The following is a 20,495-nucleotide window of genomic DNA, read 5'->3' as shown; positions in this document are numbered from 1 at the left end:
ATGAAATCGAAAAAGTGGCTCTTAACAGCAGGAGTGGTCCTGAGTACAACAGCTCTTTTAGTGGCTTGTGGAAAAGCTGATAAAGAAGCAGATGCACCGACAACATTTTCATATGTCTATGCAGTAGATCCAGCATCTTTGGACTATAGTATAGCAACTCGTACATCGACAACAGATGTCATCGGGAACGTGGTTGATGGTTTGATGGAAAACGACCAATACGGAAATGTTATTCCTTCCTTGGCTGAAGATTGGTCTGTGTCAAAAGATGGTTTGACCTATACCTATAAACTTCGTAAAGGGGTTAAATGGTACACTTCAGAAGGTGAAGAATATGCAGAAGTAACAGCCCATGACTTTGTAACAGGATTGAAACACGTAGCTGACGGTAAGTCAGACGGTGTCTCTCTCATCCAAAATTCAATTAAGGGCTTGGATGCCTACATGACTGGTGAGACCAATGATTTCTCTACAGTTGGTGTTAAGGCCTTGGACGATTATACAGTCGAATATACCCTAAACAAACCAGAAAGTTTCTGGAACTCTAAAGTTACAACAGCGACGATGTTGCCTGTAAATGAAGAGTTTTTGAAGGCATCAGGTAAAGATTATGGAGCAGTTACTCCAGCAGGGATTCTTTACAATGGTCCTTATATCTTGAAGACCTTGACTTCTAAATCGTTAATCGAATACGAGAAAAATCCAAACTACTGGGATAAAGAAAAGGTAAAAATTGAAAAGATCAAATTGACCTACTACGATGGTTCAGATCAGGAATCGTTGATTCGTAGCTTCTCTTCAGGTGCCTATACGACAGCCCGTCTCTTCCCAAGTAGCTCAAACTTTGCTTCAACTTTGGAACAATATGGAGATAAAATCACTTATAGCCCACAGGACTCAAGTAGTTATTACTTCACCTTTAACGTAAATCGTCAGTCATACAATAAAACTGCGAAAACAAGTGAAGAGCAAAAGACTTCTACAAAAGAAGCTATGCTTAATAAGGACTTCCGTCAGGCTATCAACTTTGCCTTCAACCGTCATTCTTATGCTGCCCAGCTAAATGGTGAAGACGGTGCGGATAAGATTATTCGTAACAGTCTCGTTCCTGATAACTTTGTACAAGCAGGTGGTAAGAACTTTGGTCACATCGCTCAAGCTGAGTTAGTGAACTATGGTGACCAATGGAAAGGTGTTGAGCTAGTTGACGGTAAGGATTCTATCTACAACCCTGACAAGGCTAAGGCAGCATTTGAAAAAGCTAAGAAAGACTTAGAGTCTAAAGGGGTAACTTTCCCAATTCACTTGGATGTCCCAGTTGAACAAACAGATACCATCGCCGTTCAACAAAGCAACTCTTTCAAACAGTCGATCGAATCAACTCTTGGTGCTGAAAATGTTGTCATCGATGTTCTTCAAATGACAGATAATGAAAAGGAAACAATCACTTCTCAAGCGCGTGTTCCTTCTCAAAAAGACTATGATTTGAACAGTACAGGATGGGCTCCAAGTTATCAAGACCCAGCATCTTACTTGAATATCATGGATCCTAAATCAGGTTCTGCTATGAAACACCTTGGTATTACTAAAGGGAAAGATAAGGATGTCGTAGCGAAACTTGGTTTGGACCAGTATAAGAAATTATTGGATGATGCCGATTCAGAAACTACGAATCTTGAAGAGCGATATGAAAAATATGCCAAGGCTCAAGCTTGGTTGACAGATAGTTCATTATTGATGTCAACAGCCTCATCTGGTGGTTCTCCAGTTGTAAGTAATGTCGTGCCATTCTCAAAACCATACTCACAAGTTGGTATTAAGGGTGACCCATATATCTTTAAAGGAATGAAATTGCAAAAAGATATCGTTACAACAAAAGAATATGAAGAAGCACTGAAAAAATGGCAAAAAGAAAAATTGGAATCAAACGGTAAGTACCAAAAAGAACTAGAAAAACACATTAAATAAAGCAGAAAACTCTATATCAGACTTGGAATGATATAGAGTTTTTTCTTGCTAGTTTTGGGATTTTCTTGTAAAATAGAAAAAGTGAAGAGAGGTATGAAATGAGTAAGAAAGATAAAAAAATCGAAATTCAAGTAGCAGATGCTAAAGTTAATGTAGGAAAAGACAGTTTTGAAGGTTATACCTTGACCATTGGTAAAAAAGTTATCGGAGAAATTGCCGAATTAGATGGACAATTTGCCATCATAAAGAATGGGAATGTCGATAGTTTTTATAAAAAATTGGAAAAAGCTGTGGAAATTTTGATTGAAAATTATAATTTAGCAAAATAAGTCTTGTTTTTTTGAAATTTTCATGATATAATAGTCCATGTTGATTGTAGGAGAGATAGCGAAGAGGCTAAACGCGGCGGACTGTAAATCCGCTCCTTCGGGTTCGGGGGTTCGAATCCCTCTCTCTCCATTTCATCAATGGGGTATAGCCAAGCGGTAAGGCAAGGGACTTTGACTCCCTCATGCGTTGGTTCGAATCCAGCTACCCCAGTTCTTAGGTAATAATCAAGATAAAAAGCAAAATATCTTAGGGTATTTTATTTTTATAATTGAAAGACGTGAACGATATGAACATGTCCTTGCGGGTGCTTAGGAAAAAAATTATAAGTATGTCAAGTTTAAGAAAAACTTGATTGTTGGAGGATTTTTTAGATGAACGAATTTGAAGATTTGCTAAATAGCGTTAGCCAAGTTGAGACTGGTGATGTTGTTAGTGCTGAAGTATTGACAGTTGATGCGACTCAAGCTAACGTTGCAATCTCTGGAACTGGTGTTGAAGGTGTCTTGACTCTTCGCGAATTGACAAACGATCGCGATGCAGATATCAATGACTTTGTTAAAGTAGGAGAAGTATTGGATGTTCTTGTACTTCGTCAAGTAGTTGGTAAAGATACTGATACAGTTACATACCTTGTATCTAAAAAACGCCTTGAAGCTCGCAAAGCATGGGACAAACTTGTTGGTCGCGAAGAAGAAGTTGTTACTGTTAAAGGAACTCGTGCCGTTAAAGGTGGACTTTCAGTAGAATTTGAAGGTGTTCGTGGATTTATCCCAGCTTCAATGTTGGATACTCGTTTCGTACGTAACACTGAGCGTTTTGTAGGTCAAGAATTTGACGCTAAAATCAAAGAAGTTGACGCTAAAGAAAACCGCTTCATCCTTTCACGTCGTGAAGTTGTTGAAGCAGCTACAGCAGCAGCTCGCGCTGAAGTATTCGGTAAATTGGCTGTTGGTGATGTTGTAACTGGTAAAGTTGCCCGTATCACAAGCTTCGGTGCTTTTATCGACCTTGGTGGTGTTGACGGATTGGTTCACTTGACTGAATTGTCACACGAGCGTAACGTATCACCAAAATCAGTTGTAACAGTTGGTGAAGAAATTGAAGTGAAAATCCTTGATCTTAACGAAGAAGAAGGACGCGTATCGCTTTCACTTAAAGCAACAACACCTGGACCATGGGATGGCGTTGAGCAAAAATTGGCTAAAGGTGATGTAGTTGAAGGAACAGTTAAACGTTTGACTGACTTCGGTGCATTTGTTGAAGTATTGCCAGGTATAGATGGACTTGTTCACGTATCACAAATTTCACACAAACGTATTGAAAATCCAAAAGAAGCTCTTAAAGTTGGTCAAGAAGTTAAAGTTAAAGTTCTTGAAGTTAACGCAGATGCAGAGCGCGTATCACTTTCTATCAAAGCTCTTGAAGAGCGTCCAGCTCAAGAAGAAGGACAAAAAGAAGAAAAACGTGCTGCTCGTCCACGTCGTCCAAAACGTCAAGAAAAACGTGATTTCGAACTTCCAGAAACACAAACAGGATTCTCAATGGCTGACTTGTTCGGTGATATCGAACTTTAATCAAATTGAAAATTCATAAAATCCTTTGTTTTCTAAACAAGGGATTTTTCTTTTGTCTGTAAGCCTTTTTTGATATAATAGTTCTATGTTAGAATCAGAAAAACAATCACGTTATCAAATGTTAAATGAAGAGCTCTCTTTTTTATTGGATGGTGAAACCAATGTTTTGGCTAATCTTTCCAACGCCAGCGCTCTTCTAAAATCACGCTTCCCTAATACCGTATTTGCAGGCTTTTATCTGTTCGATGGAAAGGAATTGATTTTAGGTCCTTTCCAAGGAGGTGTTTCCTGTATCCGTATCTCACTAGGCAAAGGTGTTTGTGGGGAGGCAGCCCACTTTCAGGAAACTGTTCTGGTTGGTAATGTAACAACTTATCCCAACTATATTTCTTGTGATAGTCGAGCTAAAAGTGAAATTGTTGTGCCAATGATGAAGAATGGTCAATTGCTCGGGGTTCTGGATCTGGATTCTTCAGAGATTGATGATTATGATGCTATGGATCGAGATTATTTGGAACAATTTGTCGCTATTTTGCTTGAAAAGACAGAATGGGACTTTACAATGTTTGGGGAGAAAGCCTAATGTATCAAGCACTTTATCGAAAATATAGAAGTCAAAATTTCTCCCAGTTGGTTGGTCAAGAAGTTGTAGCTAAGACTCTTAAACAAGCGGTGGAACAAGAGAAAATAAGTCATGCATATCTTTTTTCTGGTCCTCGTGGAACGGGAAAAACCAGTGTGGCTAAGATCTTTGCCAAGGCTATGAACTGTCCCAATCAAGTGGGTGGTGAACCATGTAATAACTGCTATATTTGTCAGGCAGTGACGGATGGTAGTTTAGAAGATGTCATCGAAATGGATGCGGCCTCTAATAATGGAGTCGATGAAATCCGTGAAATTCGTGATAAATCTACCTATGCCCCTAGTCTTGCCCGTTATAAGGTTTATATCATAGACGAGGTTCACATGCTGTCTACAGGGGCTTTTAATGCCCTCCTAAAGACTCTGGAAGAGCCAACACAGAATGTGGTCTTTATTTTGGCTACTACTGAATTGCACAAGATTCCTGCCACTATTCTATCCCGTGTGCAACGTTTTGAATTTAAATCGATTAAGACACAGGATATTAAGGAACATATCCGCTATATCTTAGAAAAAGAAAATATCAGTTCTGAACCAGAGGCTGTGGAAATCATTGCCAGACGGGCTGAAGGTGGAATGCGAGATGCCTTGTCTATTTTGGATCAAGCCCTGAGTTTGACACAGGGAAACGAGTTGACGACTGCCATCTCTGAAGAAATTACTGGCACCATTAGTCTATCAGCCTTGGATGATTATGTGGCTGCCTTGTCTCAACAGGATGTTCCCAAGGCTTTGTCTTGCTTGAATCTTCTTTTTGACAATGGTAAGAGCATGACTCGTTTTGTGACGGATCTTTTGCACTATTTAAGAGACTTGTTAATTGTTCAAACAGGGGGAGAAAACACTCATCATAGTCCAGTATTTGTAGAGAATTTGGCACTTCCTCAAGAAAATCTGTTTGAAATGATTCGCTTGGCGACAGTCAGTTTAGCAGATATTAAGTCTAGTTTGCAGCCTAAGATTTATGTTGAGATGATGACTATCCGTTTGGCAGAGATTAAGCCTGAACCAGCTCTTTCTGGGGCAGTTGAACATGAAATTTCTGCATTGAGACAGGAAGTTGCGCGTCTCAAACAAGAACTCGCCAATGTGGGCACTGTACCAAAACCAACTAGTCCAGTACCTACCCGTCCAGCAGCGAGCAAGACCGTCTATCGTGTGGATCGCAATAAGGTTCAATCGATCCTACAAGAGGCCGTTGAAAATCCAGATTTAGCACGTCAAAATCTGATTCGCTTGCAAAATGCCTGGGGAGAAGTGATTGAAAGTCTTGGAGGTCCTGATAAGGCTCTGCTAGTTGGTTCTCAACCGGTTGCAGCCAATGAACACCATGCTATTCTTGCTTTTGAATCTAACTTCAATGCTGGTCAAACCATGAAACGGGACAATCTCAACACTATGTTTGGTAACATCCTCAGTCAGGCAGCAGGTTTTTCACCTGAGATTTTAGCCATTTCCATGGAGGAATGGAAAGAAGTTCGCGCAGCCTTTTCAGCCAAAGCCAAATCTTCTCAAACTGAAAAAGAAGCAGAAGAAAGCCTGATTCCAGAAGGATTTGAATTTTTGGCTGATAAAGTGAAGGTAGAGGAAGACTAAAGAAAGATTTCATGATACAATAAGTTTATGAATAGACAACAATTTATTATCATCGCGCTGTTTACAGCTGCTGAGACCTATTTTTTCAATGAAGCCTGGATGACTGGTCGCTATATTATGGCAGCCTTTTGGGCCATTTTACTCTTTAGAAATTTCCGAGTTAGTTACTTGATGGGTAAAATAGTAGATGTCATTGACCAACATTTAAAAGGAAAAGACTAGTCCTCAGCTTCTAGACAAAATCAAAGCCTTTTAGGCTTTTTTTTGTTATACTATAAAAGTATATTTATTGAGCTTTTACCGTATTTTCTAAGGAAATCAAGTATGTTTCCAGTAAGAACTGTAAAGGCCTTGAAAAAGAAAGGAACTATCATGTCAGTATTAGAGATCAAAGATCTTCACGTTGAGATTGAAGGAAAAGAAATTTTAAAAGGGGTTAACCTGACCCTGAAAACAGGAGAAATCGCCGCTATCATGGGACCAAATGGTACAGGTAAATCGACTCTTTCTGCAGCTATCATGGGAAATCCAAACTATGAAGTTACCAAAGGTGAAGTCTTGTTTGATGGCGTAAACATCCTTGAGTTGGAAGTTGACGAGCGTGCGCGTATGGGACTTTTCCTTGCTATGCAATACCCATCAGAAATTCCTGGTATTACTAACGCTGAGTTTCTTCGTGCAGCCATGAATGCTGGTAAAGAAGATGATGAAAAAATTTCAGTTCGTGAGTTTATCACTAAATTGGATGAGAAGATGGAATTGCTCAACATGAAAGAAGAAATGGCTGAGCGTTACCTCAACGAAGGTTTCTCTGGTGGTGAGAAAAAACGTAATGAGATTCTTCAACTTTTGATGTTGGAACCAACTTTTGCCCTTTTGGATGAGATTGACTCTGGTCTTGATATTGACGCTCTTAAAGTTGTTTCTAAAGGTGTCAATGCTATGCGTGGTGAAGGTTTTGGTGCTATGATTATCACTCACTACCAACGTCTTTTGAACTACATCACACCTGATGTGGTACACGTCATGATGGAAGGTCGTGTTGTCCTTTCTGGTGGTCCAGAATTGGCTGCGCGTTTGGAACGTGAAGGATACGCAAAACTAGCTGAAGAACTTGGCTATGACTACAAGGAAGAATTGTAATTCCCTCGTATCTTTTAGGAGAAGTAAATGACTAAAGAAACTATTAAACTTTTTTCAGAAATGCATGCTGAACCAAGCTGGTTGGCTGATCTCCGTCAAAAAGCTTTTGACAAGATTGAGACTTTGGAATTACCAGTTATTGAGCGTGTCAAATTCCACCGTTGGAATCTGGGTGATGGAATGATTACAGAAAGTGAGCCATCAGCAAATGTTCCAGATTTTACAGCTTTAGATAATCACTTGAAGTTGGTGCAAGTAGGAACTCAAACTGTTTTTGAGCAAACTCCAGTTGAGTTAGCTGAACAGGGTGTCGTCTTTACAGACTTCCACTCAGCTTTAGAAGAAATTCCAGAGCTTATTGAGGAATTCTTCATGTCATCTGTTAAGTATGACGATGACAAGTTGGCAGCCTACCATACAGCTTATTTCAACAGTGGTGCTGTTCTCTATATTCCTGATAACGTTGAGATTAAAGAACCAATCGAAGGAATTTTCTATCAAGACAGCGATAGTGATGTGCCGTTTAACAAGCATATTATGATTATCGCTGGTAAAAACTCTAAGATTAGTTATCTGGAGCGCTTAGAGTCACGCGGTGAAGGAAATGCCAAAGCAACTGCTAATATTACAGTAGAAGTGATTGCTCGTTCTGGAGCTCAAGTGAAATTTGCTGCTATTGACCGTTTAGGTGAAAACGTCACTGCCTACATTAGCCGTCGTGGTAAATTAGGCAATGATGCAAGTATTGACTGGGCAATCGGTGTCATGAACGAAGGAAACGTCGTTGCTGACTTTGATAGCGACTTGATTGGAAATGGTAGCCATGCAGATCTCAAGGTTGTAGCTCTTTCAAGTGGTCGTCAGGTACAAGGAATTGATACTCGTGTAACCAACTACGGCTGCAACTCAATCGGAAATATCCTGCAACATGGGGTTATTCTTGAAAAAGCAACCTTAACCTTCAATGGTATTGGCCACATTATCAAGGGTGCTAAGGGAGCAGATGCGCAACAAGAGAGCCGTGTTCTTATGCTTTCAGATCAGGCACGTTCAGATGCCAACCCAATTCTTTTGATTGATGAAAATGACGTAACTGCTGGTCACGCTGCTTCTATCGGACAAGTAGATCCAGAAGATATGTACTACCTCATGAGCCGTGGCTTGGATAAGGCAACTGCAGAACGCTTGGTTGTTCGTGGTTTCCTTGGATCTGTTATCGTTGAGATTCCAGTCAAAGAAGTTCGCGATGAAATGATTGCAACTATCGAAGAAAAATTGTCAAAACGCTAAGGGGTAGCCTATGTTAGATGTAGAAGTGATTCGCAAGGATTTTCCAATTTTAGACCAGATTGTTAACGATGAACCTCTGGTTTATCTGGATAATGCCGCGACGACACAAAAACCACTAGCAGTTCTGGAAACGATTAACCGCTATTATGAGCAGGACAATGCCAATGTTCATCGTGGGGTTCATACCTTGGCGGAGCGGGCGACTGTTTCCTATGAAGCTGCTCGTGAAACCATTCGTAAGTTTATCAATGCCGGGTCTACAAAGGAAGTTCTCTTTACTAGAGGAACGACAACCAGTCTGAACTGGGTGGCGCGCTTTGCAGAGGAAGTCTTGACTGAGGGAGACCAGGTTTTGATTTCTGTCATGGAACATCATTCCAACATCATTCCTTGGCAGGAGGCCTGTCGCAAGACTGGAGCAGAGCTTGTCTATGTCTATCTCAAGGATGGAGCCTTGGATATGGATGACTTGCGGGATAAATTGACTGACAAAGTTAAGTTTGTCTCCCTTGCTCACGCCTCAAATGTTCTTGGTGTGGTCAATCCAATCAAAGAAATTACTCAATTGGCCCACCAAGTGGGAGCTATCATGGTGGTGGATGGTGCTCAATCTACGCCTCATATGACGATAGATGTCCAGGACTTGGATGTGGATTTCTTTGCCTTTTCAGGTCACAAGATGGCTGGTCCGACTGGTATCGGTGTTCTGTACGGAAAAGAGAAGTATTTAGAACAAATGTCACCAGTTGAGTTTGGTGGAGAGATGATTGATTTCGTCTATGAGCAATCTGCTAGTTGGAAGGAATTACCTTGGAAATTCGAGGCAGGAACTCCCAATATGGCAGGCGCTATTGGACTTGCAGCAGCAGTGGATTACCTAGAAAACATTGGTATGGATGCCATTGAAGCTCATGAACAGGAACTAATTGCATACGTCTATCCAAAACTGCAGGCGATTGAAGGATTGACTATTTACGGTTCGCAGGACTTGGCTCAACGTTCAGGTGTCATTGCTTTTAACCTAGGCGACCTTCATCCTCACGACCTTGCGACTGCTTTGGATTATGAAGGAGTGGCTGTTCGAGCAGGTCACCATTGCGCTCAACCCTTGCTCCAGTATTTGCATGTTCCAGCGACAGCTCGTGCAAGTTTTTATATCTACAATAACAAGGCAGATTGCGATAAGCTAGTCGATGCCTTACAAAAGACAAAGGAGTTTTTCAATGGCACTTTCTAAACTAGATAGCCTTTATATGGCAGTGGTAGCGGACCATTCGAAAAATCCACATCATCAAGGGAAGTTGGATGATGCTGAGCAAATCAGTCTCAACAATCCGACCTGTGGGGATGTTATCAATCTCTCTGTCAAGTTTGATGCAGATGACCGCTTGGAGGATATCGCTTTTCTAAACTCAGGTTGTACTATCTCAACTGCCTCTGCAAGCATGATGACGGACGCAGTTTTAGGAAAAACCAAACAAGAAATCTTAGAACTTGCGACTATTTTTTCTGAAATGGTTCAAGGGCAAAAAGATGACAGACAAGATAGTCTTGGCGATGCAGCTTTCTTGTCAGGTGTTGCCAAATTCCCTCAACGAATCAAGTGTGCAACCCTAGCTTGGAACGCCCTCAAGAAAACAATTGAAAATCAAGAAAACAAGTAAGGCAAGTTTCTTTTGTCTTATGAATCAGTAGAAATGAAGAATGAAAGAAAGGATATTATGGCTGAAGAAAGAGTAGAACCAAAACCAATTGACCTTGGTGAATATAAATTTGGTTTCCATGATGATGTAGAGCCTGTCCTATCGACAGGAAAAGGATTGAACGAAGATGTCATTCGTGAACTATCAGCTGCTAAGGGAGAACCTGAGTGGATGTTAGAATTCCGTTTGAAGTCTTATGAAACCTTCAAAAAAATGCCCATGCAAACTTGGGGAGCGGACTTGTCAGAGATTGACTTTGATGACTTGATTTACTATCAAAAACCATCTGATAAACCAGCTCGTTCATGGGATGACGTTCCTGAAAAAATCAAAGAAACCTTTGAACGAATCGGGATTCCGGAAGCTGAGCGTGCTTATCTAGCAGGAGCTTCTGCCCAGTATGAGTCAGAAGTAGTTTACCACAACATGAAGGAAGAGTTCCAAAAATTGGGGATTATCTTTACAGATACAGATTCTGCCCTCAAGGAATACCCAGACTTGTTTAAACAATACTTTGCTAAGTTGGTACCGCCAACAGATAACAAATTGGCTGCCCTTAACTCAGCAGTATGGTCTGGTGGAACCTTTATCTACGTACCAAAAGGTGTCAAGGTAGATATTCCACTTCAAACTTACTTCCGTATCAACAACGAAAATACTGGTCAGTTTGAACGTACCTTGATTATCGTTGACGAAGGAGCAAGTGTCCATTATGTAGAAGGATGTACAGCGCCAACTTATTCAAGTAACAGCTTGCATGCTGCCATTGTAGAAATCTTTGCCTTGGATGGAGCTTATATGCGTTATACGACTATCCAAAACTGGTCTGATAACGTCTATAACTTGGTAACCAAACGTGCTAAAGCTCAAAAGGATGCCACTGTTGAGTGGATTGATGGTAACTTGGGTGCTAAAACAACCATGAAATACCCATCTGTTTACCTAGATGGAGAAGGGGCGCGTGGTACCATGCTCTCTATTGCCTTTGCTAATGCAGGGCAACACCAGGACACTGGTGCCAAGATGATCCACAATGCTCCACATACCAGCTCGTCTATTGTGTCTAAATCCATCGCTAAAGGCGGAGGAAAGGTTGACTACCGTGGACAGGTAACCTTTAATAAGAACTCTAAGAAATCTGTCTCTCACATCGAATGTGATACCATTATCATGGATGACTTGTCAGCATCAGATACCATTCCATTTAATGAAATTCACAACTCACAAGTCGCTTTGGAACACGAAGCTAAGGTATCTAAGATTTCAGAAGAGCAACTCTATTACCTCATGAGCCGTGGATTGTCAGAATCTGAGGCAACTGAGATGATTGTTATGGGATTTGTAGAGCCATTTACAAAGGAGCTTCCAATGGAATATGCTGTTGAGCTGAACCGTTTGATTAGCTATGAAATGGAAGGATCAGTTGGGTAAAACTTGATTTTAGATTTACCCAAGGTCAAGAACTTTGAAGATGAACTTGTAACAAAAAGAGACTGAGAAAAAATATTTTAAGAACAGAAAACGCATGATATCAGGAGCCAAAAAACTTGATATTATGCGTTTTATTGTGGGAAGATTTATTGTATTCTCTCATGAAATAGAGTTTTTTCCTAAGCGCTTTTGATTTTTGATATATTTTTTTGAGGACGCAGTAAGACAATATATAAAATAGTCAGTTTAAGCCATGATATAGTTGCTTAGTTTAAAATAAGCATCTTATAATAAAGCTATGGCATATAGTAGAGATTTTAAACAAGGAGCATTAGATTACATCAAAGAAGGACACAGCCATGTCGAGGCAACTAAAGTTTTTGATGTAGGCGTCAGAACTCTCTTCACGTGGGAAAAGAAAGACGTGAACAAGGATACTTAGAGAGGAAAAAGCGAGTCGTCAAAAAGCGAAAGATTCCTTTAGAGGAATTGAAAGCTTTTGTAGAGGCTCATCCAGACGCTTTTTTACGGGAAATTGCGGCACATTTTGGTTGTGCTGTTACTTCAGTATGGGTAGCTTTAAAGTAGATTAAGGTCACTAGAAAGTCGCTGAGTTTCTTGATATTTTGGATAACCTAAAAGATTTACCAGTCGTATATATTGACGAAACAGGAATCGATCGCTACCTCTATCGTTCTTATGCACGGGCTCCTAGAGGGGAGAAAGTCTATGAAAAGATTAGCGGACGGCGTTTTGAGCGGACTTCGATTGTTGCAGGACAAGTAGATGGAGAGTTTATAGCTCCCATGATTTACAAGGAAAGTATGACGATCGATTTCTTTGTGGAGTGGTTCAAAATGCGACTCCTGCCTGCTTTGAAGACACCTCATGTCATTGTCATGGACAACGCTAGTTTTCATCCCAAGAACATTTTGGATGAAAACTGCATTCAAGATAAACACTTTTTCTTACCTCTACAGCCTTATTCTCCAGATTTGAATCCTATTGAGCAAGTTTGGGCTATCTTGAAAAAGAAAGTGACGGATTTATTAAGGGAAGTTCCAAATGTTTTTGAATGTTTGGAACGCTTTTTTAAAACTAAATGACTATAATTATAAAATGCTTATTGATTTTGATTTAAAATGAGTCAAAAAGCCGTTGCACAACGGTTTTTTGTTATAATTAAATGAAGAATGTAGAATAAAAGGAGAAAACCATGACATTTGAAGAAATTCTGCCGGGGTTAAAGGCTAAGAAAAAATATGTACGAACTGGTTGGGGAGGTGCTGAAAACTATGTCCAACTTTTTGACACTATCGAGCAAAATGGGGTTGCACTTGAAGTGACACCTTATTTCCTAATCAACGTTTCTGGGGAGGGAGAAGGTTTTTCCATGTGGAGTCCGACACCTTGTGATGTTTTGGCGACGGATTGGGTAGAAGTGCATGACTAGACGTGTATTGATTACGGGAGTAAGTTCAGGGATTGGCCTAGCTCAAGCTCGCCTCTTTTTAGAGAATGACTTTCAAGTTTATGGAGTTGACCAAGGTGAAAATCCACTCTTAGAGGGTGATTTTCACTTTTTACAGAGAGATTTGACCTTGGACTTGGAGCCTATTTTTGACTGGTGTCCTCAGGTGGATGTTTTGTGCAATACTGCTGGAGTGTTGGATGATTATAAACCACTTTTGGAACAAACAGCGCAGGAAATTCAAGAAATTTTTGAAATTAACTATCTGACTCCTGTTGAGTTGACTCGGTATTATTTGACACAAATGCTGGAGAATAAAAAAGGAATCATTATCAATATGTGCTCCATTGCTTCTAGCCTAGCAGGTGGCGGTGGACACGCCTATACTTCTTCGAAGCACGCCTTGGCTGGATTTACCAAGCAGTTGGCTCTAGATTATGCTGAAGCTGGGATTCAGGTATTTGGTATCGCTCCAGGAGCAGTCAAGACAGCTATGACTGCTGCAGATTTTGAGCCAGGTGGACTGGCTGACTGGGTTGCTAGTGAAACACCAATCAAGCGTTGGATCGAGCCAGAGGAAATAGCAGAGATTAGCCTTTTCTTAGCAAGTGGAAAAGCAAGCGCCATGCAAGGACAAATCTTGACAATAGATGGTGGCTGGTCTTTGAAGTAGGAGGATCTGATGGAAATCAAAAGACACTTTGGAGTCTACGCTGTCTGCTTTGAAAATGGGAAGTTACTCTGTATTGAAAAAACGATAGGCACTTATCAACATAGGTATGATCTACCTGGAGGCAGTCAGCAACTTGGTGAAGGACTGACGGAAACGCTGACTAGAGAAGTTATGGAAGAGACGGGATTTACTGTTAGAAGCTACTCTAATCCTCGAATCTACGATGTTTTCGTCAGGGAAGAGTTAAAAAATTTTATGGTTCACCATGTCATGGCCTTGTATGATATTGAGGTAAACGAGGAGGAAGCTCAAGTTACGATTTCGGAAGCTGTGTCTGATGGTGCGAATGATTCACTCGGATATATTTGGATGGATATTCAAGAGATCACAGAAGAAAATGCATCGCCATTAGTCTTGAAGGTTAAGTCTGAATTATTAGGATTTCCAGAACTGGACAAGACTTCTTACATGAATTGGAAGGTGAATGATGAGGAAGCAACTTGCTCTTAGTGGAGAAAAACTTGATGAAAAAGTTTACCCACAACTATTTCATCATGTTGGCATGATTCGTGGGGAATATTTGTTGAGAGAGCTTAATCAAAACATCATATTAGCAAGTTGTCAGCAATTTGTAAAAGATTATCTAGAGACTATCTGCTCCCTGTACTCAGATGAAGAAGTTTGGTATCGTTTTTCTGAATTAACGAATACAGAAGCTAATTGTCTAAAGGGGACTAAAGAGTATTTTGATGAAAATCATCCCTTGTTTGGATATAGAGGAACTAGGCGTTTACTGGCGTGTCTGGATGAATTTCAGGTTGAAGCACATGTCGTTACAGAAGTTTATCAAACCAATCCCAATCTATCTGTTATCTTTCCTTTTGTCAATGATGCTGAGCAGTTAAAGCAAGCTATTACAGTATTGCGTCAGCAGGGTTTTACTGGGAAAGTCGGCACGATGATTGAATTACCGTCAGCATATTTTGACTTAGACAGCATACTGGAAGCTGGTATTTCAAAGATTGTAGTTGGAATGAATGATTTGACTTCTTTTGTTTTTGCGACTGTGAGAAACAGTCAATGGCATGATATGGAAAGTCCAATTATGTTAGATATGTTAATACAGATGCAGGATAAAGCAAGGATTAAAAATATTGACTTTGCTGTAGCAGGCTATCTGAATGATTCTTTCATACAAAAAATGAATCAGATGGATATCAAATGTATTATCCATTATAGTTCTATTCCAGAGATTTTTAATTTAGAGATTGACCATCCAGACCATCTCAAACATATAAAAGAAGAAAGTAAAAAATTACAAAGGAGCACCCATGACACCGCAAGAAATGTGGAATGCATACAAGAAAATTAACCCCTCTATAGGAGATGAAATCGATGCCTGGGCTTTTGGAGTAGATGCCGATTTCTTGGCAGATTTGGTTTTAAGCGGCGAAAAGACTGCAACAGCATCAGCCTACGACCTCTATGCACTAGAAGCTGAGTCTCTTCCGCAAGAAGGCACCTTTGACATCATTTTAGATAGTCAAAATCAGGCTGTCTGTATTGTCGAAATTACAAAGGTTTCTGTCCAGCCCTTCAATCAAGTTTCTGCTCAACATGCCTTTAAGGAAGGTGAGGGAGACAAATCACTTACCTATTGGCGTCAGGTTCATGAGGATTTTTTCACAGACTGTTTGGGTGAAGCAGGACTGACTTTTACACCTGAAAGCAAGGTTGTTTTAGAAGAATTTCGCAAGGTCTACCCCCTGTAGACTGCTAGAAGGAAGAAAGTTTTGGAAATCGCTGTCCAATCCTTTTTTCTTAGGCAAAACATGATATAATAAGTTTGTTTGAAGAAGAGCTCCAGCTCTTAAACTTAGATAGGAGAAAACTATGCAAGCAGTTGAACATTTTATTAAGCAATTTGTTCCTGAACATTATGATTTATTTTTAGACTTGAGTCGTGAGACCAAGACGTTTTCTGGGAAGGTGACCATCACTGGTCAAGCACAGAGTGACCGTATTTCCCTCCACCAAAAAGACTTGGAAATCGCCACTGTAGAAGTTGCAGGGGTAGCTCGCCCATTCACAGTTGATCATGACAATGAAGCCCTTCATATTGAATTAGCTGAGGCTGGTCAAGTTGAAGTGGTTATCGCTTTCTCAGGAAAAATTACAGATAACATGACAGGGATTTACCCATCTTACTATACAGTTGATGGAGTCAAGAAGGAAGTATTGTCTACTCAGTTCGAGAGCCATTTTGCGCGCGAAGCCTTCCCATGTGTGGATGAGCCAGAAGCCAAAGCAACTTTTGACCTCTCTCTACGTTTTGACCAAGCAGAAGGTGAATTGGCCTTGTCTAACATGCCAGAAATCAATGTTGAAAACCGTAAGGAAACAGGTATCTGGAAGTTTGAGACAACAGCTCGCATGTCTTCTTACTTGTTAGCCTTTGTTGCGGGTGATTTGCAAGGTGTAACGGCTAAAACTAAAAACGGTACTCTCGTAGGTGTTTATTCAACCAAAGCTCATCCACTATCAAACCTTGATTTCTCACTGGATATCGCTGTTCGCTCTATCGAGTTTTACGAAGATTACTATGGAGTTAAGTACCCAATCCCTCAATCTCTCCATATCGCCCTTCCTGACTTCTCAGCTGGAGCTATGGAAAACTGGGGTCTTGTGACCTACCGTGAAGTTTACTTGGTTGTGGATGAGAACTCTACCTTTGCCAGCCGTCAACAAGTTGCCCTTGTTGTGGCCCATGAATTGGCTCACCAATGGTTTGGGAATCTCGTAACGATGAAATGGTGGGATGACCTTTGGCTCAATGAAAGCTTTGCTAACATGATGGAGTACGTCTGTGTGGATGCTATTGAACCAAGCTGGAATATCTTTGAAGATTTCCAAACAGGTGGAGTGCCTCACGCTCTTGAACGCGATGCGACTGATGGTGTTCAGTCTGTCCACGTCGAAGTTAAACATCCAGATGAAATCAATACGCTCTTTGACGGAGCTATCGTCTATGCCAAAGGAAGTCGCCTCATGCACATGCTTCGTCGTTGGCTAGGTGATGCCGATTTTGCCAAAGGTTTGCATGCCTACTTTGAAAAACATCAGTACAGCAATACAATTGGTCGTGACCTTTGGGATGCTCTTGGTCAAGCATCTGGCCGTGATGTTTCAGCCTTTATGGATTCTTGGTTGGAACAACCTGGTTATCCAGTTCTCACTGTCAAAGTTGAAAATGATGTCTTGAAGATTTCGCAAAAACAATTCTTTATCGGTGAGCACGAAGATAAGAACCGTCTCTGGGTGGTGCCACTCAATAGCAACTGGAAAGGCTTGCCTGATACACTTGAAACTGAAAGTATCGAAATCCCTGGCTACGCAGCTCTTCTTGCAGAAAACAAAACAGCACTTCGTCTCAACACAGAAAATACAGCCCACTACATTACAGACTATCAAGGAGATTTGTTAGATGCTGTTCTTGCTGACCTAGTTGAGCTTGATAACACAAGTAAACTGCAGATCGTTCAAGAACGTCGTTTGCTTGCTGAGGCAGGGCACATTTCTTATGCTGACTTGCTTCCAGTTCTTGATAAACTTGCTAAGGAAGAATCTTACCTTGTCGTTTCAGCTGTTTCTGAAGTAATTTCTGCTCTTGAGCGCTTTATCGATGAAGGAACAGAAGCTGAAAGAGCCTTCAAAGCCTTGGTTGCTAAATTAGCTCGTCATAATTATGACCGTCTTGGTTTTGAAGCTAAAGATGGAGAATCAGATGAGGATGAATTGGTTCGTCAGTTGGCTGTTTCTATGATGATTCGCTCAAATGATGCAGAAGCTAGTCAAGTCGCTAGCCAAATCTTCGCGGCTTACAAGGATAATCTTGCAGGACTTCCAGCAGCAATTCGTTCACAAGTCCTTATCAATGAGATGAAACATCATGAGACCAAAGACTTGTTAGCACTTTATCTTGATACTTATACTCACGCAACAGATGCTGTCTTTAAACGTCAGTTGGCAGCTGCTCTTGCTTATAGTACAGATGCGAACAATATCCAAACCTTGATTGCTTCTTGGAAGGACAAATTTGTGGTCAAACCGCAGGACTTGTCTGCTTGGTATTACCAATTCCTAGCTCACCAAGTAACTCAGGAAACAGCATGGTCTTGGGCGCGTGAAAACTGGGCTTGGATTAAGGCAGCTCTTGGTGGAGATATGAGCTTTGATAGCTTTGTTATCCTTCCTGCACACGTATTTAAGACTCAGCAACGCTTGGCAGAGTACAAGGAATTCTTTGAGCCACAACTTTCTGACCTTGCTCTTAGCCGTAACATCGGTATGGGAATCAAGGAAATTGCAGCGCGTGTTGACTTGATTAACCGTGAAAAAGCTGCAGTGGAAGCAGTCGTTCTTCAATACGGAAACGCATAAATAAGCCTAAAATAAAAAGAAAACTCAGCTATCTCATGTAAAATGCAGAGAGTTGAGTTTTTTTTAAGGCAAATTTGGTATAATGGTTTTAATAAGGAGGAGTTTCTCATGATAAAAATCTTATTGGTTGAGGATGACCTAGGCCTGTCAAATTCAGTATTTGACTTTTTAGACGATTTTGCGGATGTCATGCAGGTATTTGATGGGGAAGAAGGTCTCTACGAAGCTGAAAGTGGCGTCTATGATTTGATTTTGCTCGATTTGATGTTGCCAGAAAAAAATGGCTTCCAAGTCTTGAAAGAATTGCGTGAAAAGGGAATTACGACTCCAGTTCTGATCATGACTGCCAAGGAAAGTTTGGATGACAAGGGACATGGATTTGAACTGGGAGCGGATGATTATCTGACCAAACCTTTCTACTTAGAAGAACTCAAAATGAGAATTCAAGCCCTTCTCAAACGTTCAGGCAAGTTTAATGAAAACACCTTGACTTATGGAAATATTGTAGTTAATTTGTCAACCAATACTGTTAAGGTTGAAGATACTCCTGTCGAATTGCTGGGGAAAGAGTTCGATTTATTAGTTTATTTCCTTCAAAATCAAAATGTTATTTTGCCTAAGACTCAGATTTTTGATCGTTTATGGGGATTTGATAGTGACACAACAATTTCAGTTGTCGAAGTCTATGTTTCAAAAATTCGTAAGAAATTAAAAGGAACCACTTTTGCAGAGAATTTGCAAACCTTGCGCAGTGTTGGGTATATTTTAAAAGATGTTCAGTAAACTAAAAAAAACATGGTATGCGGATGACTTTAGTTATTTTATCCGTAACTTTGGTGTCTTCACTCTGATTTTCTCCACCATGACTCTGATTATTTTGCAGGTCATGCACTCGAGTCTCTATACTTCGGTGGATGATAAGCTTCATGGACTGAGTGAAAATCCTCAGGCAGTTATTCAGCTTGCGGTAAATAGGGCAACTGAAGAGATTAAAGACTTAGAGAATGCCGCTACAGATACTAGCAAGACTGAGGTAAAACCCAATGTCAGTTCCAATACGGAGGTTATTCTTTTTGATAAAAATTTTACCCAACTCCTTTCTGGAAATCGATTTTTGGGATTGGATAAGATTAAGTTAGAAAAGAAAGAATTAGGCCATATCTACCAGATTCAGGTTTTTAATAGCTATGGACAGGAAGAAATCTATCGCATGATTTTGATGGAAACGAATATCAGTTCGGTTTCAACCAATATCAAGTATGCAGCTATCTTGATTAATACCAGTCAGTTGGAGCAGGCCAGTCAAAAGCACGAGAAATTGATTGTGATTGTGATGGCAAGTTTCTGGATTTTATCTTTACTTGCAAGTCTCTATCTAGCTAGGGTCAGTGTTAGGCCCCTGCTTGAGAGCATGCAGAAGCAACAGTCCTTTGTGGAAAATGCTAGTCATGAGTTACGAACTCCACTCGCAGTTTTGCAAAATCGCTTAGAGACCCTTTTTCGTAAGCCAGAAGCAACCATTATGGATGTGAGCGAAAGCATTGCCTCTAGTTTGGAAGAAGTCCGAAATATGCGGTTTTTGACGACGAACTTGTTGAATTTAGCTCGTAGAGATGATGGGATTAAGCCGGAACTTGCAGAAGTTCCAACCAGTTTTTTCAATACGACTTTCACAAACTATGAAATGATTGCTTCGGAAAATGATCGTGTCTTCCGTTTTGAAAATCGGATTCATCGAACGATTGTCACAGATCAGCTTCTTTTGAAACAACTGATGACCATCTTATTTGATAATGCTGTCAAGTATACTGAAGAGGATGGTGAAATTGATTTTCTTATCTCGGCGACTGATCGCAATCTGTATTTACTTGTTTCTGATAATGGAGTCGGTATTTCCACAGAAGATAAGAAGAAAATTTTTGATCGCTTTTATCGAGTGGACAAGGCTAGAACCCGCCAAAAAGGTGGTTTTGGTTTAGGGTTATCCCTAGCCAAGCAAATTGTAGATGCCTTAAAAGGAACCATTACTGTCAAAGATAATAAACCGAAAGGAACAATCTTTGAAGTGAAGATTGCTATCCACACACCATCTAAAAAGAAAAAATAAAAATATCGCTCCAGCTGGGGCGATATTTTGGATTACGTGACTTTCAGTCCGTTTCGCTAAGTCAGGTGTGAGACAGGCAAACCACCCGTTTTAGGGGTGGTCATGATTAAAATAACATAAAAATCTT

General features: G+C 40.4%; 19 protein-coding genes, 2 tRNA genes and 1 pseudogene. All 22 read left to right on the top strand.

Features of this window, described 5'->3' with window-relative positions:
- The 22 genes and pseudogenes from ACN076_RS07360 (at position 1) to ciaH (ending at position 20,368) form a co-directional block, all read left to right on the top strand.
- The gene (locus ACN076_RS07360; protein ID WP_153193318.1) at positions 1-1,968 is read left to right on the top strand and encodes a peptide ABC transporter substrate-binding protein; all 1,968 of its coding nucleotides are present in this window, start codon (positions 1-3) and stop codon (positions 1,966-1,968) included.
- A gap of 98 nt (positions 1,969-2,066) precedes the next feature.
- Positions 2,067-2,297 carry a DUF2969 domain-containing protein gene (locus ACN076_RS07355; protein WP_000037113.1) on the top strand — a complete coding sequence of 77 codons (231 nt, stop codon included), beginning with the start codon at positions 2,067-2,069 and terminating at the stop codon, positions 2,295-2,297.
- Positions 2,298-2,346: 49 nt separating this feature from the next.
- A tRNA-Tyr gene (locus tag ACN076_RS07350) sits at positions 2,347-2,427 on the top strand.
- 9 nt (positions 2,428-2,436) lie between these two features.
- Positions 2,437-2,508, top strand: a tRNA-Gln gene (locus ACN076_RS07345).
- A 161-nt stretch (positions 2,509-2,669) separates the two neighbouring features.
- On the top strand, positions 2,670-3,872 hold the full coding sequence (gene rpsA / locus ACN076_RS07340; protein ID WP_001001630.1) for a 30S ribosomal protein S1: 1,203 nt from the start codon (positions 2,670-2,672) through the stop codon (positions 3,870-3,872).
- Between the two features lie 85 nt (positions 3,873-3,957).
- Positions 3,958-4,455 carry a GAF domain-containing protein gene (locus tag ACN076_RS07335; RefSeq protein ID WP_060805697.1) on the top strand — a complete coding sequence of 166 codons (498 nt, stop codon included), beginning with the start codon at positions 3,958-3,960 and terminating at the stop codon, positions 4,453-4,455.
- A complete protein-coding gene (gene dnaX / locus ACN076_RS07330) occupies positions 4,455-6,110 on the top strand; it encodes a DNA polymerase III subunit gamma/tau (RefSeq protein WP_060805698.1) in 1,656 nt (551 codons plus the stop codon). The genes ACN076_RS07335 and dnaX overlap by 1 nt, the downstream gene beginning before the upstream one ends.
- A gap of 27 nt (positions 6,111-6,137) precedes the next feature.
- Entirely contained in the window at positions 6,138-6,332 is a 195-nt protein-coding gene (locus ACN076_RS07325; RefSeq protein ID WP_001081602.1) for a DUF3272 domain-containing protein, read from the top strand.
- Between the two features lie 150 nt (positions 6,333-6,482).
- A complete protein-coding gene (sufC, locus tag ACN076_RS07320; RefSeq protein ID WP_000114489.1) occupies positions 6,483-7,253 on the top strand; it encodes a Fe-S cluster assembly ATPase SufC in 771 nt (256 codons plus the stop codon).
- A 27-nt stretch (positions 7,254-7,280) separates the two neighbouring features.
- Positions 7,281-8,543: a Fe-S cluster assembly protein SufD gene (gene sufD / locus ACN076_RS07315; protein ID WP_420789709.1), complete on the top strand. Its 1,263-nt coding sequence runs from the start codon at positions 7,281-7,283 to the stop codon at positions 8,541-8,543.
- A gap of 10 nt (positions 8,544-8,553) precedes the next feature.
- Entirely contained in the window at positions 8,554-9,780 is a 1,227-nt protein-coding gene (locus ACN076_RS07310; RefSeq protein ID WP_261219219.1) for a cysteine desulfurase, read from the top strand.
- A complete protein-coding gene (gene sufU, locus ACN076_RS07305) occupies positions 9,767-10,207 on the top strand; it encodes a Fe-S cluster assembly sulfur transfer protein SufU (protein WP_153193324.1) in 441 nt (146 codons plus the stop codon). Before ACN076_RS07310 ends, sufU begins: the two co-directional genes overlap by 14 nt.
- 57 nt (positions 10,208-10,264) lie before the next feature.
- Complete coding sequence (gene sufB, locus ACN076_RS07300) at positions 10,265-11,677, top strand: Fe-S cluster assembly protein SufB (RefSeq protein ID WP_000797050.1); 1,413 nt, start codon at positions 10,265-10,267, stop codon at positions 11,675-11,677.
- Between the two features lie 298 nt (positions 11,678-11,975).
- Positions 11,976-12,783 (top strand): annotated as a pseudogene (locus ACN076_RS07295) (IS630 family transposase).
- Between the two features lie 110 nt (positions 12,784-12,893).
- Positions 12,894-13,130 carry a DUF2829 domain-containing protein gene (locus tag ACN076_RS07290; protein WP_000141913.1) on the top strand — a complete coding sequence of 79 codons (237 nt, stop codon included), beginning with the start codon at positions 12,894-12,896 and terminating at the stop codon, positions 13,128-13,130.
- A complete protein-coding gene (locus ACN076_RS07285) occupies positions 13,123-13,821 on the top strand; it encodes a 3-oxoacyl-ACP reductase (protein ID WP_261023918.1) in 699 nt (232 codons plus the stop codon). Before ACN076_RS07290 ends, ACN076_RS07285 begins: the two co-directional genes overlap by 8 nt.
- A 9-nt stretch (positions 13,822-13,830) precedes the next feature.
- Complete coding sequence (locus ACN076_RS07280; protein WP_261023919.1) at positions 13,831-14,331, top strand: NUDIX hydrolase; 501 nt, start codon at positions 13,831-13,833, stop codon at positions 14,329-14,331.
- Complete coding sequence (locus ACN076_RS07275) at positions 14,309-15,193, top strand: putative PEP-binding protein (protein WP_261023939.1); 885 nt, start codon at positions 14,309-14,311, stop codon at positions 15,191-15,193. The genes ACN076_RS07280 and ACN076_RS07275 overlap by 23 nt, the downstream gene beginning before the upstream one ends.
- Positions 15,153-15,593, top strand: a complete 441-nt coding sequence (locus ACN076_RS07270; RefSeq protein ID WP_101782032.1) for an ASCH domain-containing protein — start codon at positions 15,153-15,155, stop codon at positions 15,591-15,593. The genes ACN076_RS07275 and ACN076_RS07270 overlap by 41 nt, the downstream gene beginning before the upstream one ends.
- Before the next feature lie 121 nt (positions 15,594-15,714).
- Positions 15,715-18,261 carry a M1 family metallopeptidase gene (locus ACN076_RS07265; protein WP_261219218.1) on the top strand — a complete coding sequence of 849 codons (2,547 nt, stop codon included), beginning with the start codon at positions 15,715-15,717 and terminating at the stop codon, positions 18,259-18,261.
- A 108-nt stretch (positions 18,262-18,369) separates the two neighbouring features.
- Entirely contained in the window at positions 18,370-19,044 is a 675-nt protein-coding gene (gene ciaR / locus ACN076_RS07260) for a two-component system response regulator CiaR (protein ID WP_060805708.1), read from the top strand.
- On the top strand, positions 19,034-20,368 hold the full coding sequence (gene ciaH, locus ACN076_RS07255) for a two-component system sensor histidine kinase CiaH (RefSeq protein ID WP_153193329.1): 1,335 nt from the start codon (positions 19,034-19,036) through the stop codon (positions 20,366-20,368). Before ciaR ends, ciaH begins: the two co-directional genes overlap by 11 nt.
- Positions 20,369-20,495 lie beyond the last annotated feature (127 nt).

The organism is Streptococcus sp. K0074, assembly GCF_048843365.1.
GTDB classification, from domain to species: domain Bacteria; phylum Bacillota; class Bacilli; order Lactobacillales; family Streptococcaceae; genus Streptococcus; species Streptococcus mitis_BM.
Note: the sequence above shows the minus strand (reverse complement) of the source record. Positions and strands in the feature narration are given on the sequence as shown.